Source organism: Citrobacter sp. wls717 (genome assembly GCF_005280955.1).
GTDB lineage: Bacteria > Pseudomonadota > Gammaproteobacteria > Enterobacterales > Enterobacteriaceae > Citrobacter > Citrobacter werkmanii.
On the sequence record NZ_SZWW01000052.1, the window covers coordinates 1 to 12,035 of the forward strand.

Consider the following 12,035-nt stretch of genomic DNA (forward strand, 5'->3'; position numbering starts at 1 on the left):
GCCGTGTCGATGGAGGCGCATTATAGGGATCCCATTTTTTAGCACAAGTGTTTTTTGGATCTTTTTTGCTGAATGCTTGTTTTTCACCCCTTTCGCTATATTCCTGCGCAATTTGGCTGATTTTTGATAGATAAATCACTTGCACAGTCTCGATAATCCAACCAAAGTCTTCATTACCGCTCTATTTTCGCTGAGGTAAACATGTCTGATGTACTGCGCCCTTATAAGGATCTTTTCCCACAGATCGGAAAACGCGTGATGATCGACACCAGTAGTGTCGTCATTGGCGATGCTCGTTTGGCTGATGATGTCGGAATTTGGCCACTGGTCGCGATCCGTGGCGACGTGAACTACGTGCAAATCGGTGCGCGTACAAACATTCAGGACGGCAGCGTTCTACATGTCACACATAAATCTACATCCAATCCGCAGGGTAATCCGCTGATCGTAGGTGAAGATGTCACAGTTGGTCATAAAGTCATGCTGCACGGTTGTACCATTGGTAACCGCGTATTAGTCGGCATGGGATCGATTCTGTTGGACGGTGTCGTTGTTGAAGACGACGTTATGATTGGGGCGGGAAGCCTGGTTCCGCAAAACAAACGCCTGGAGAGTGGATATCTGTACCTGGGAAGCCCGGTTAAGCAGATTCGTCCATTAAGCGATGAAGAGAAAGCAGGCTTGCAATACTCAGCTAACAACTATGTTAAGTGGAAAGATGAGTATTTAAGTCAGAGTAACCACACCCAACCCTGAGCGTCTTCCTGCTGGTCCTGGATCAATGCTTCGGCCTCTTCTTCCAGGTCCCAGCGATGTAATCGAAAGGTTTCCAGCCACTGTTCAGGCGTGTCGCCGCCAAAGCGGGACGCCAACATCTTTCCCGATATGGCACATGTTAACTGCATACCATGAACCATTGCAGGGAAAACAATCGCATTTACATCCGTCCGCCATTCTTCTCGATCGGGAAACTGGATCGCCTGATTCATGCCGACAATTCCTGTTGCATGCTTTTAATGACCGGCTCAATCTGGGGTAAAACACCATGCCAGAGTAAAACAGCATGTGCAGCTTGTCCCACCAGCATCCCCAGACCATCGGCGTACTGTTTCGCCCCATGCTTTTCACACCAGGAAAGGAACGGCGTATTCCCTTTCTGATAAAACATGTCGTAACAGTAGACGGAGGGATGGATAAGAGATGCCGGAATAGACGGGACCTCACCGCTAATACCGCTGGACGTCGCGTTAATAATCAGATCAAAGCTGTGATTATCAAGTTCGTCCATTCCCACCGCCTGCACGCTACCGGTATGAGAGAAGAGCTGTGCCAGTTCTTCAGCGCGGTAGGCCGTACGATTAACAATGGTTACCGCACAATCCATAGAAAGAAGAGGTAGCAATACCCCACGGGATGCACCGCCCGCACCAATCAGCAGAATTCGCGATCCGGGACGAATGAAAGATAAACGCTCAAGATCGCTTAATAAACCGATACCATCCGTGTTATCTCCCAGCAAACGTCCATCCTCCAGCCGTTTAAGGGTGTTAACTGCTCCAGCTAGCGATGCCCGCTCTGTTAATTCATCGGCACGCGCAAACGCCTCTTCTTTAAAAGGAACGGTGACATTTGCCCCCTTCCCCCCCTCAGCAAAAAAGGCGTTCAGCGAATTCACAAAGTCATTGATCGGCGCCAGTACGCGTCCATAGGAGTAATCAATCTTCAGCTGCTCTGCAAATTGCTGATGAATAAAAGGCGATTTACTGTGCGCTATCGGATTACCAAAAACAGCATAGGCTTCTTTCATATTACCCCTGTCGAAACTGTTCACCCGTCAGTGCATCACGGATCTCCGAAGGATTCAATCGCCCTCCGGTCTCTCCTTCAACAACGGGAAAGTCTATACCGAACTGCGCGCGGACTTCCTCTACCGTTCGGCAAGGCGGTAAGCCACTCAAATTAGCACTGGTGGAAACTATAGGTTTGCCATAAGCCTGGCACAGTGCAACCACCAGCGGATGATCGGTGACACGCACGGCCAGCGAATCAAAACGACCGGTCAACCAACGAGGTGTAGTCGCAAGCGCCGGGAAAACAAAGGTGACGGGACCAGGCCAGCGAGCGAAGATAGCCTCACGTTGAGTATCAGTAAGCGAGCTATCGTCAATATAGGGCTTAAGTTGCTCAAAGTTGGCCGCAATCAAAATTAAGCCTTTCTCGACCGGACGTTGTTTTAATTCCAACAAACGACTTACTGCCGTTTCGCTGTCGGGATCGCAGCCGACACCAAATACAGCTTCTGTTGGATAGGCGATGACTTTCTCTTGGTTCAGTACCTCTATTGCAGCAGCGATAGGGCCTGTGGGCAGGTTATTATTCACTTTTTTATTCCGCCGAAATCGGCTTTCCACATTGTTTACTGGCACAGAAATGCTTCACACCCTGCGCGGTTTTCTTTTCGATGAGTAGCGGATAATGACACTCTGGACATTCTCCAGCTAACGGTTTGAAGTTAATAACAAACTGGCACTCCGGATAGCGATCGCAGGAGTAAAAAGTTTTGCCATAACGGGAACGCCGCTGGACCAGGTGACCGGTCTGGCATTGAGGACAGACTATTGCTGTTTCATCTGGCTTGTCGATAAGCTCGGTGTGCTCGCATGCAGGATAGTCACTGCATCCGATAAACATACCGAATCGCCCCTGTCGCAATACCAACTCAGCGCCACATGCAGGGCAAAACTTACCCTCCAGAACTTTGACAATATGCCCGTCTGCAGATGATTTCAGCGGACGGATATAATCGCATTCTGGATAGTGTGAACAACCGAGAAACGGGCCGTGTTTCCCGGAGCGAATAACCAGTTCAGCCCCGCATTGTGGGCAGGGCTCGTTTTTACGCACCGTAAACAGTGCTGATTTAGCCATAACAACTCATACTGAATGAAGATTGATTAATGCAGCATACCTTCATTCACTTCAAAGAGTAATTCTTCCATTTGCTGATAGGCATTTTCACAACCTGGAATGTTGAATAGCACCATCAGGATCACCCACTTCAGGTCTTCCAGATCAAACTCTGCCGTATCCAGCGCGAGTACGCGCTCAATTACCATTTCTCGCGTTTCGAGGTTTAGCACCTGAATCTGCTCCAGGAATAGCAAGAATCCGCGACAACTCGCATCCAGCCGTTCACATTCTTCTGCAGTATAAATACGCAGAGAAAGAGGATCAGATGCTAGCTGCATAGGTTCGGCAAGGCCATCCTGATAATCAGCAAGCTTTTCCAGCCACAGTAACGCGTTGTAGATGTCTTCACGATCAAAACCAGCGTCGGTAAGATCCCGTTCCAGTTTGTCCTGATCCACTCGCAGCTCAGCTTCGTTATGGATATATGTCTCAAACAAATACATTAGTACGTCGAACATGGCATGCCCTCCTCAATCGGACATAGCCGCCGGGTACAGCTGCGATCCATCCTGCTAACTCCAGTTCGAGTAGTTGAGCCACTACCTCTGGCACAGGTTGGCCGGCACGTTCAGCGACGACGTCAACAGGTGTTACCTCATCTCCTACGTTAGCCAGGAGCTCAGGAAATGGCAATGCCACCTCTTCGTGATCTGGCGAATAAATTGATTTTTCAGGTTCATCTGGCAACCATTGCAGCCCATATTGCAAATTTTCCAGAATTTCCTCTGGTGCGGTCACAAGCGTGGCTCCCTGCTGAATAAGCCAATGTGGGCCTTCACTTCCCGGACTCCCAATCGGCCCAGGCAAAGCAAAAACCTCCCGCCCCTGCTCCAGCGCACAGCGTGCCGTGACCAATGAACCGCTACGTTGCGCGGCCTCAACGACCAGGACACCTTTACTTAGACCACTGATAATGCGATTTCGTCGGGGAAAATTGCGCGGCAGCGGGAGCGTATCTAATGGGAACTCAGACACCAATGCGCCTCCGGAATCGATCAGACGTTCGGCGAGACGGACATGCTGTCGTGGATGAATGGTCTCAAGCCCATTTCCCAGCACCGCAATACTCGTGCCTTGTCGGTTTATCGCCGCATGATGCGCCACGCCATCAATCCCTCGGGCCAGCCCACTGGTTATCGTCACCCCAAACGCGGCAAGCTTTTCGCAAAATAATCGCCCCCAACGTTCGCCATACCATGAATGCTGGCGACTACCGACGACGGCCACCTGAAATGAATGCAGGCATGCGGGAGTACCGGCAACGAAAAGCACCCCAGGGTAATCTTCAATCGCGCGCAGCTGGGACGGATAATGCTCGCTGTCGGCAACCACTAAATGGTGATTCGGCTGCTCCAACCAGCGCAGCGTTTTTTCCAGTGACTGCTCTGAAAAGGTTAAAAAGCGCTTGGCCTGGCGGGAAGATAATCCTGCGTGCTGGAGGATCGTGTTGTTAATACAAGGTTGGGCATTGAGCCAGTGGGCAAGGCGCACCATCTCATCACCATACAGTTCATTCACTTGCGCTAAACGTAGCCAAATTTCAATTTGGGTCATCCCTGTTCCCCTGCCACAAGCAGTCCTGGCAATCTTTGCGATTGGTCACTGATGCTGTCAATCAGAGGGGGTTTTGTCTAGAATAGAGGTAATAATCTTTTCAACTCCTGAACACAACTCTGGATAACTATGTCAGTTTTGCAAGTGTTACATATTCCGGACGAGCGCCTTCGCAAAGTCGCAAAACCGGTTGAAGAAGTGAATGCAGAAATTCAGCGTATCGTTGATGATATGTTCGAAACGATGTACGCAGAAGAGGGTATCGGTCTGGCGGCAACACAGGTCGACATCCATCAGCGCATCATTGTTATTGATGTCTCTGAAAATCGCGACGAGCAGTTGGTTTTAATCAACCCAGAGCTGCTGGAGAAAGATGGCGAAACCGGTATTGAAGAAGGTTGCCTGTCTATCCCCGAACAGCGTGCGTTAGTACCACGCGCTGAGAAAGTAAAAATTCGTGCGCTCAATCGCGACGGTAAATCTTTTGAACTGGAAGCCGATGGCCTGCTCGCTATCTGCATTCAACATGAAATGGATCACCTGGTCGGTAAACTGTTTATCGATTATCTGTCTCCGTTGAAGCAACAACGTATTCGTCAGAAAGTTGAAAAACTCGACCGCCTGAACGCCCGAGCTTAAGGACAAGAATCAACGTGTCAGACTCACTACGTATTATTTTTGCGGGTACACCTGACTTTGCAGCGCGTCACCTTGACGCGCTGTTGTCTTCTGGACATAACGTCGTTGGCGTGTTTACCCAACCGGACCGCCCTGCGGGACGCGGTAAAAAGCTGATGCCCAGCCCGGTAAAAGTGTTGGCAGAAGAAAAAGGGATACCGGTTTTCCAGCCTGTCTCTCTTCGCCCTCAGGAAAACCAACAATTGGTTGCTGATTTACACGCAGACGTGATGGTGGTAGTGGCATATGGACTGATTCTGCCAAAAGCCGTGCTGGAAATGCCGCGCCTGGGTTGTATCAACGTTCACGGTTCCCTGCTTCCACGCTGGCGTGGCGCAGCACCGATTCAACGTTCACTGTGGGCTGGCGATAGCGAAACGGGCGTTACCATCATGCAAATGGATGTTGGTCTCGACACCGGTGATATGTTGCTTAAGCTCTCCTGCCCGATTACGGCAGAAGATACCAGCGGTTCTTTATACGACAAGCTGGCGGACCTGGGGCCTCAGGGGCTGATTGAAACGCTAAAACAGTTGGCTGCTGGCACGATAAAACCCGTTGTACAAGATGAATCACTGGTTACGCATGCAGAGAAACTCAGTAAAGAAGAGGCCCGTATCGACTGGTCACTTTCGGCCGCTCAGTTGGAGCGCTGCATCCGCGCCTTTAACCCGTGGCCAATGAGCTATATCGTCATCGACGAGCAACCAGTAAAAATTTGGCAGGCGACGGTGATCGATACGCCCGCTAACGCTGAACCAGGCACAATTCTGGAAGCGACCCGTCAGGGTATCCAGGTTGCAACAGGCGACGGCATCCTGAATCTCGTCTCTTTGCAGCCTGCAGGCAAAAAAGCCATGAGTGCGCAGGATCTGCTTAATTCGCGCCGGGAGTGGTTTGTACCCGGAAACCGTCTGGCCTGACGGTTCATCTCTTTAAGCCCGGTGTGACCGGGCATTTTTATTTTTGCACTTATGAAAAAAAATCTTAATTTACGCAGTATGGCGGCCCAGGCCGTCGAGCAGGTTGTCGAAAAGGGGCAATCATTAAGCAACGTGCTGCCCGCCATGCAGCAAAAAGTTGCCGATAAAGATAAAGCGTTGTTGCAAGAGCTTTGCTTCGGCGTATTGCGCACACTCTCGCAACTGGAGTGGATGATCCAGCAACTGATGGAACGTCCGATGACGGGCAAACAGCGTACCGTTCACTACCTGATCATGGTGGGCTTCTACCAACTGCTGCATACCCGTATCCCACCCCATGCTGCGCTGGCCGAAACCGTAGAAGGCGCGGTGGTGATTAAGCGTCCGCAGTTGAAAGGGCTGATCAATGGTGTATTACGCCAGTTCCAGCGCCGTCAGGAAGAACTACTGACCGAGTTCGCACAAAGCGATCTACGTTTCTTACACCCCTCCTGGCTGGTAAAACGTATTAAAGCCGCTTATCCACAGCAATGGGAAGCCATCCTTGAGGCTAATAACCAACGCCCGCCAATGTGGCTCCGTGTTAATCGCAACCACCATACGCGCGACGCCTGGCTGGAACTACTCGCCGAAGCAGGATTGACCGGTTTCCCTCATCCGGATTACCCGGATGCGGTCCGTCTGGAAACACCAGCCCCCGTGCTCGCCCTGCCAGGTTTTGAGCAAGGTTGGGTCACCGTTCAGGATGCCTCTGCCCAGGGTTGCGTCAGCTATCTGCAGCCACAAAACGGAGAGCAGATCCTTGATTTATGTTGCGCTCCCGGCGGCAAGACCACCCATATTCTGGAGGTCGCGCCAGATGCGAACGTGATGGCAGTCGATGTCGACGATAAACGCCTGTCTCGCGTGTATGACAACCTGAAACGCCTGGGTATGAAAGCAACCGTGAAGCAGGGTGATGGTCGCTATCCGCAGCAGTGGTGCGGTGAGCAACAGTTTGACCGTATTTTGCTGGACGCTCCATGTTCTGCCACTGGTGTGATCCGTCGCCATCCGGATATCAAATGGCTGCGTCGCGATCGTGATATTGCCGAACTCGCTCAGTTGCAGGCCGAGATCCTCAACGCGACCTGGACACACCTTAAGCCGGGCGGCACGCTGGTCTATGCAACCTGTTCTATTCTGCCAGAAGAAAACCAACAGCAGATCGCCGCGTTCCTTGCACGCACACCGGATGCGGTGTTAAGCGAAACCGGTACGCCAGAGCAGCCGGGACGTCAGAATTTACCGGGTGCAGAAGATGGCGATGGCTTCTTTTACGCTAAGCTAATCAAAAAGTGATGAGATAACGGGTCGCGACTGATGAAAATTATCATTCTTGGCGCAGGGCAAGTTGGCGGTACGCTGGCTGAAAACCTGGTCGGAGAGAACAACGATATCACGGTAGTCGATACCAATGGTGAGCGCCTGCGCAGCTTGCAGGACAAGTTTGATCTCCGCGTCGTGCAAGGACATGGTTCACATCCCCGTGTATTGCGTGAAGCTGGTGCCGACGATGCCGATATGCTGGTTGCCGTAACCAGCTCAGATGAAACAAATATGGTTGCCTGCCAGGTAGCTTATTCCCTGTTTAATACGCCTAACCGTATCGCCCGTATTCGTTCACCGGATTACGTTCGCGATGCAGACAAGCTATTTCAATCCGATGCCGTCCCTATCGATCATCTGATTGCGCCTGAGCAACTGGTTATCGATAGCATTTATCGCCTGATTGAATATCCGGGCGCATTGCAGGTCGTGAATTTTGCCGAGGGCAAAGTCAGTCTGGCGGTCGTGAAAGCTTATTACGGCGGACCGCTAATCGGTAATGCGTTGTCGACCATGCGCGATCACATGCCGCATATCGATACCCGCGTTGCGGCGATATTCCGTCATGACAGGCCAATTCGCCCGCAGGGTTCTACCATCGTTGAAGCGGGTGATGAAGTCTTCTTTATCGCGGCATCACAGCACATTCGCGCCGTCATGAGCGAGCTACAGCGTCTGGAAAAGCCGTACAAACGCATTATGTTAGTCGGTGGCGGTAATATCGGTGCAGGGCTCGCGCGGCGTCTGGAAAAAGATTACAGCGTCAAACTGATCGAGCGTAATCAGCAGCGCGCATCGGAGCTTGCAGAGAAACTGCAAAATACGATCGTCTTTTTTGGCGATGCTTCGGATCAAGAGCTTCTGGCGGAAGAACACATCGATCAGGTTGATCTGTTCATCGCGGTGACCAATGACGATGAAGCTAACATCATGTCGGCGATGCTGGCTAAACGAATGGGCGCCAAGAAAGTGATGGTGCTGATCCAGCGCAGAGCGTACGTCGATCTGGTGCAGGGCAGCGTGATCGATATTGCGATTTCACCGCAGCAGGCGACCATCTCCGCACTCCTGAGCCATGTTCGTAAAGCTGATATTGTTGGTGTTTCATCACTACGCCGCGGCGTAGCGGAAGCCATTGAAGCCGTCGCACACGGTGATGAGACAACATCACGGGTAGTAGGTCGCTCGATTGATGAAATTAAACTTCCGCCCGGCACCATTATTGGCGCTGTTGTACGGGGTAATGATGTGATGATTGCTAATGACAACCTGCGTATTGAACAGGGCGATCACGTTATTATGTTCCTGACAGATAAAAAGTTTATTACCGACGTCGAGCGCTTATTCCAGCCAAGCCCCTTCTTCCTGTAATAATTTGGGCGCTAATATAGCGCCTTTTTTATTTCCCTTTATTTATCAGGGCCTAATAATTTTTCCTTTCCGCAATACATAAATGGAAATTGCCTAAACATTTGTTAAACTTATAAACGTCAGCTGCATAGGGAGAATAAAATGAGCATTATTAAAGAGTTTCGCGAATTCGCGATGCGCGGGAATGTTGTCGATTTGGCAGTGGGTGTCATTATTGGTGCGGCATTCGGTAAGATCGTTTCATCACTGGTTGCCGATATCATCATGCCGCCACTGGGGTTGTTAATTGGTGGGATTGATTTTAAACAGTTTGCTTTAACGTTACGTGATGCGCAGGGAGACATCCCGGCGGTGGTCATGCATTACGGCGTATTCATTCAGAATGTCTTCGATTTCATTATTGTTGCGTTTGCTATCTTTATGGCAATCAAACTGATCAATAAATTGAATCGTAAAAAAGCTGAAGAGCCAGCGGCGCCCCCAGCACCATCTAAAGAAGAAGTATTACTAAGTGAAATTCGTGACCTGCTGAAAGAACAGAATAACCGCTCTTAAGCGTTCACTGAAACAAAAAGGCCAGTGGTAAAAAAGTGCTTCACTTTCTTGCCACTGGCCTCCCAGTTTCCCCGATTGCCATGTTTACCTTTACGTAGATAACTTCCTTTCCCTTTCTTATTTTTCTCAACGCGCTGCCTGAACAGTGGATCATGCAGAAGCGCCTCAATGGCGTTGTCCTTTATCTGTCCTTTGGTATGCTGATAACGGCTCATACTCTCTCCAGTTTGTGGGGTAATTTACGCCAGGAGTGTAGACCTGACCGTGCAAAAAATCAACGGTCTGATAGTGTTCCGCTGGCGCCTTGTTCAAGTGCTTCAAGAATAGAACAGTACACACTGCTGTGTGCTTTACCACAGCACGCATCATTTAATCGCTGTAACGATCGTTGCATCGCCTGAAGCTCCGCTATGCGCGCTTCGACCTCTTGTAATCTTTCCTGAACGATCCCTTTTGATTCCTGGCAGGTATGGTGCTCTGGATCTATGCGGATCGAAAGCAGTTCGCGAATCGACTCCAGTGTAAAACCAAGCTGACGGGCATAACGAATAAACTTAAGACGCTGAAGATCACTTTCCGTGTAGAGGCGAAACCCGCCTTCGGTACGTACTTCATGTTCCATCATCTGCTGCTTTTCATAGTAACGGATAGTATCCGGCGTCACGTCAGCCAGCTTCGCTAATTCACCAATTCGGTACATGCTCTCTCCGCTATTTGTCGTTGATCTTCTGTAGCAGCTTATCTGCGTATTCACCGTGTAAAAACTCGGTGCTAAGCCCAGCCTGTCGAAGTTTTAGCTCCAGTAGCGACAACCGTCGACTGACTTCCTGATAACTGGGATCATCTTTGCGGATCCCCGCGAGTATTTCAAGCAGCTGTATTGCCTCTCTGCGTTGCTCAAGCTCAGGTGGAAGACAGCCCGCATTTTTTAATAAACGGTATCCGGCCCGGAGTTCAGGCGGAATATGGGAATCATCGTCAAGAGTAAGCGGTTCGCCTGTACCAGGTAAATCATCAAACTCGCCTTTAGACTGTGCAGCAATAATATGGCGCTCCGCCCACTGGTCCAGTAACCACATATGACGCTCCAGGGGATGAACAAAAAGAGTACAGATATTGTAGATAAGTGGGGATATGGCGGATATAAAAAAACCCGCCGAGGCGGGGTTTTTACGTTACTACAGATTACTCTGCAGCAGCTTCTGTTTTCTCTGAACGATCAACCAGCTCGATGTATGCCATCGGCGCGTTGTCGCCTGCACGGAAACCACACTTCAGAATGCGAGTGTAACCACCGGCGCGGCTCGCGAAACGCGGGCCCAGTTCGTTAAACAGTTTTGCCACGATCTCGTTATCACGAGTACGGGCGAATGCCAGACGACGATTAGCTACGCTATCAGTCTTGGCAAGAGTAATCAGCGGCTCAACTACGCGACGCAGCTCTTTCGCTTTCGGCAGAGTCGTCTTGATGATTTCATGACGAACCAGTGAACCTGCCATATTGCGGAACATAGCCTGGCGATGGCTGCTGTTGCGGTTCAGTTGACGACCACTCTTACGATGGCGCATGACCTTATCCTTCTCAGTAAAACCTTAACCTGTGATCCGGTTACTCGTCAGCGATGCTTGCCGGTGGCCAGTTTTCCAGGCGCATGCCCAGAGACAGTCCACGGGAAGCCAGCACGTCTTTAATCTCAGTAAGAGATTTTTTACCAAGGTTAGGCGTCTTAAGAAGCTCAACCTCAGTACGCTGTACCAGATCACCGATATAGTGGATAGCTTCTGCTTTGAGGCAGTTAGCAGAGCGGACAGTCAATTCCAGATCGTCAACAGGGCGCAGCAGGATCGGATCGAATTCTGGTTTCTCTTCTTTAACTTCCGGCTGACGTACATCACGTAAGTCAACAAAAGCTTCCAGTTGTTCAGCCAGAATGGTTGCCGCACGACGAATCGCCTCTTCAGGATCGATTGTGCCGTTGGTTTCCATTTCGATGACCAGCTTGTCCAGGTCGGTACGCTGTTCTACACGCGCTGCTTCAACATTGTAGGCAATACGCTCTACAGGGCTGTAGCATGCGTCGACCAGCAGACGGCCGATTGGGCGCTCATCTTCTTCCGAATGAATTCGGGTAGAAGCCGGCACATAACCACGACCGCGCTGAACTTTGATGCGCATACTAATAGATGCGTTCTCATCGGTCAGGTGGCAGATCACGTGCTGTGGCTTGACGATTTCGACATCACCATCATGGGTAATGTCGGCTGCAGTCACAGGGCCAATGCCAGATTTATTCAAGGTAAGAATAACGTCATCTTTACCCTGAACTCTCACCGCCAGCCCTTTCAGGTTGAGCAGGATTTCCAGGATATCTTCCTGAACGCCTTCTTTGGTGCTGTACTCATGTAGTACACCATCAATCTCAACCTCGGTCACCGCGCAACCCGGCATCGATGAGAGCAGAATACGGCGCAGTGCGTTACCCAAAGTATGGCCAAAGCCACGCTCTAAAGGCTCAAGGGTCACCTTGGCGTGCGTCGAACTCACTTGCTCGATATCTACCAGGCGCGGTTTTAGAAACTCTGTCACAGAACCCTGCATTGTGTCCTCTCTTTGGT

At 50.6% G+C, this 12,035-nt stretch carries 17 protein-coding genes; 6 read left to right on the forward strand and 11 right to left on the reverse strand.

The genetic code is table 11. From position 1 onward, the window contains the following. Window positions 1-201: 201 nt before the first annotated feature. Window positions 202-756, forward strand: a complete 555-nt coding sequence (locus FDX09_RS19605; RefSeq protein WP_038634622.1) for a gamma carbonic anhydrase family protein — start codon at window positions 202-204, stop codon at window positions 754-756. Here the strand turns inward: FDX09_RS19605 and FDX09_RS19610 are convergent. Genes FDX09_RS19610 through dprA form a run of 6 tightly spaced genes read right to left on the reverse strand, consistent with a single transcriptional unit; the run spans window position 732 to window position 4,524 of the window. Further along, entirely contained in the window at window positions 732-989 is a 258-nt protein-coding gene (locus tag FDX09_RS19610; protein WP_038634625.1) for a DUF1488 domain-containing protein, read from the reverse strand. The two genes, FDX09_RS19605 and FDX09_RS19610, sit on opposite strands and share 25 nt — an antisense overlap. Continuing rightward, window positions 986-1,807 (reverse strand): shikimate dehydrogenase, encoded by an 822-nt coding sequence (gene aroE / locus FDX09_RS19615; RefSeq protein ID WP_087856968.1) that lies wholly within the window; start codon window positions 1,805-1,807, stop codon window positions 986-988. Before aroE ends, FDX09_RS19610 begins: the two co-directional genes overlap by 4 nt. 1 nt (window position 1,808) lies before the next feature. Continuing rightward, window positions 1,809-2,381, reverse strand: a complete 573-nt coding sequence (tsaC, locus tag FDX09_RS19620) for an L-threonylcarbamoyladenylate synthase type 1 TsaC (protein ID WP_069325293.1) — start codon at window positions 2,379-2,381, stop codon at window positions 1,809-1,811. Between the two features lie 4 nt (window positions 2,382-2,385). Further along, complete coding sequence (locus tag FDX09_RS19625) at window positions 2,386-2,928, reverse strand: type I DNA topoisomerase (RefSeq protein ID WP_069325294.1); 543 nt, start codon at window positions 2,926-2,928, stop codon at window positions 2,386-2,388. Between the two features lie 26 nt (window positions 2,929-2,954). Next, window positions 2,955-3,428 carry a DUF494 family protein Smg gene (smg, locus tag FDX09_RS19630; RefSeq protein WP_038634635.1) on the reverse strand — a complete coding sequence of 158 codons (474 nt, stop codon included), beginning with the start codon at window positions 3,426-3,428 and terminating at the stop codon, window positions 2,955-2,957. Then, on the reverse strand, window positions 3,400-4,524 hold the full coding sequence (gene dprA, locus FDX09_RS19635) for a DNA-protecting protein DprA (RefSeq protein ID WP_137347740.1): 1,125 nt from the start codon (window positions 4,522-4,524) through the stop codon (window positions 3,400-3,402). Before dprA ends, smg begins: the two co-directional genes overlap by 29 nt. Before the next feature lie 129 nt (window positions 4,525-4,653). On the opposite strand from dprA, the gene def reads away from it, so the two are divergent. The 5 genes from def (at window position 4,654) to mscL (ending at window position 9,419) form a co-directional block, all read left to right on the forward strand. Continuing rightward, a complete protein-coding gene (gene def / locus FDX09_RS19640; protein WP_038634641.1) occupies window positions 4,654-5,163 on the forward strand; it encodes a peptide deformylase in 510 nt (169 codons plus the stop codon). A gap of 14 nt (window positions 5,164-5,177) precedes the next feature. Further along, entirely contained in the window at window positions 5,178-6,125 is a 948-nt protein-coding gene (gene fmt / locus FDX09_RS19645; RefSeq protein WP_042312102.1) for a methionyl-tRNA formyltransferase, read from the forward strand. Between the two features lie 51 nt (window positions 6,126-6,176). After that, entirely contained in the window at window positions 6,177-7,466 is a 1,290-nt protein-coding gene (gene rsmB / locus FDX09_RS19650; RefSeq protein WP_137347741.1) for a 16S rRNA (cytosine(967)-C(5))-methyltransferase RsmB, read from the forward strand. Between the two features lie 21 nt (window positions 7,467-7,487). Beyond that, window positions 7,488-8,864 (forward strand): Trk system potassium transporter TrkA, encoded by a 1,377-nt coding sequence (gene trkA, locus FDX09_RS19655; protein WP_006687350.1) that lies wholly within the window; start codon window positions 7,488-7,490, stop codon window positions 8,862-8,864. Between the two features lie 141 nt (window positions 8,865-9,005). Next, on the forward strand, window positions 9,006-9,419 hold the full coding sequence (gene mscL / locus FDX09_RS19660; protein WP_003031152.1) for a large-conductance mechanosensitive channel protein MscL: 414 nt from the start codon (window positions 9,006-9,008) through the stop codon (window positions 9,417-9,419). Here the strand turns inward: mscL and arfA are convergent. From arfA to rpoA, 5 genes are all read right to left on the reverse strand, one after another. Continuing rightward, window positions 9,416-9,634: an alternative ribosome-rescue factor ArfA gene (gene arfA, locus FDX09_RS19665; protein ID WP_038634656.1), complete on the reverse strand. Its 219-nt coding sequence runs from the start codon at window positions 9,632-9,634 to the stop codon at window positions 9,416-9,418. The two genes, mscL and arfA, sit on opposite strands and share 4 nt — an antisense overlap. 59 nt (window positions 9,635-9,693) lie before the next feature. Continuing rightward, complete coding sequence (gene zntR / locus FDX09_RS19670) at window positions 9,694-10,119, reverse strand: Zn(2+)-responsive transcriptional regulator (RefSeq protein ID WP_038634659.1); 426 nt, start codon at window positions 10,117-10,119, stop codon at window positions 9,694-9,696. Window positions 10,120-10,129: 10 nt separating this feature from the next. Beyond that, entirely contained in the window at window positions 10,130-10,498 is a 369-nt protein-coding gene (locus FDX09_RS19675) for a DUF1992 domain-containing protein (RefSeq protein ID WP_038634662.1), read from the reverse strand. Window positions 10,499-10,604: 106 nt separating this feature from the next. Beyond that, entirely contained in the window at window positions 10,605-10,988 is a 384-nt protein-coding gene (rplQ, locus tag FDX09_RS19680; protein ID WP_001216370.1) for a 50S ribosomal protein L17, read from the reverse strand. A gap of 40 nt (window positions 10,989-11,028) precedes the next feature. Continuing rightward, a complete protein-coding gene (rpoA, locus tag FDX09_RS19685; protein WP_003031139.1) occupies window positions 11,029-12,018 on the reverse strand; it encodes a DNA-directed RNA polymerase subunit alpha in 990 nt (329 codons plus the stop codon). Between the last annotated feature and the right edge of the window lie 17 nt (window positions 12,019-12,035).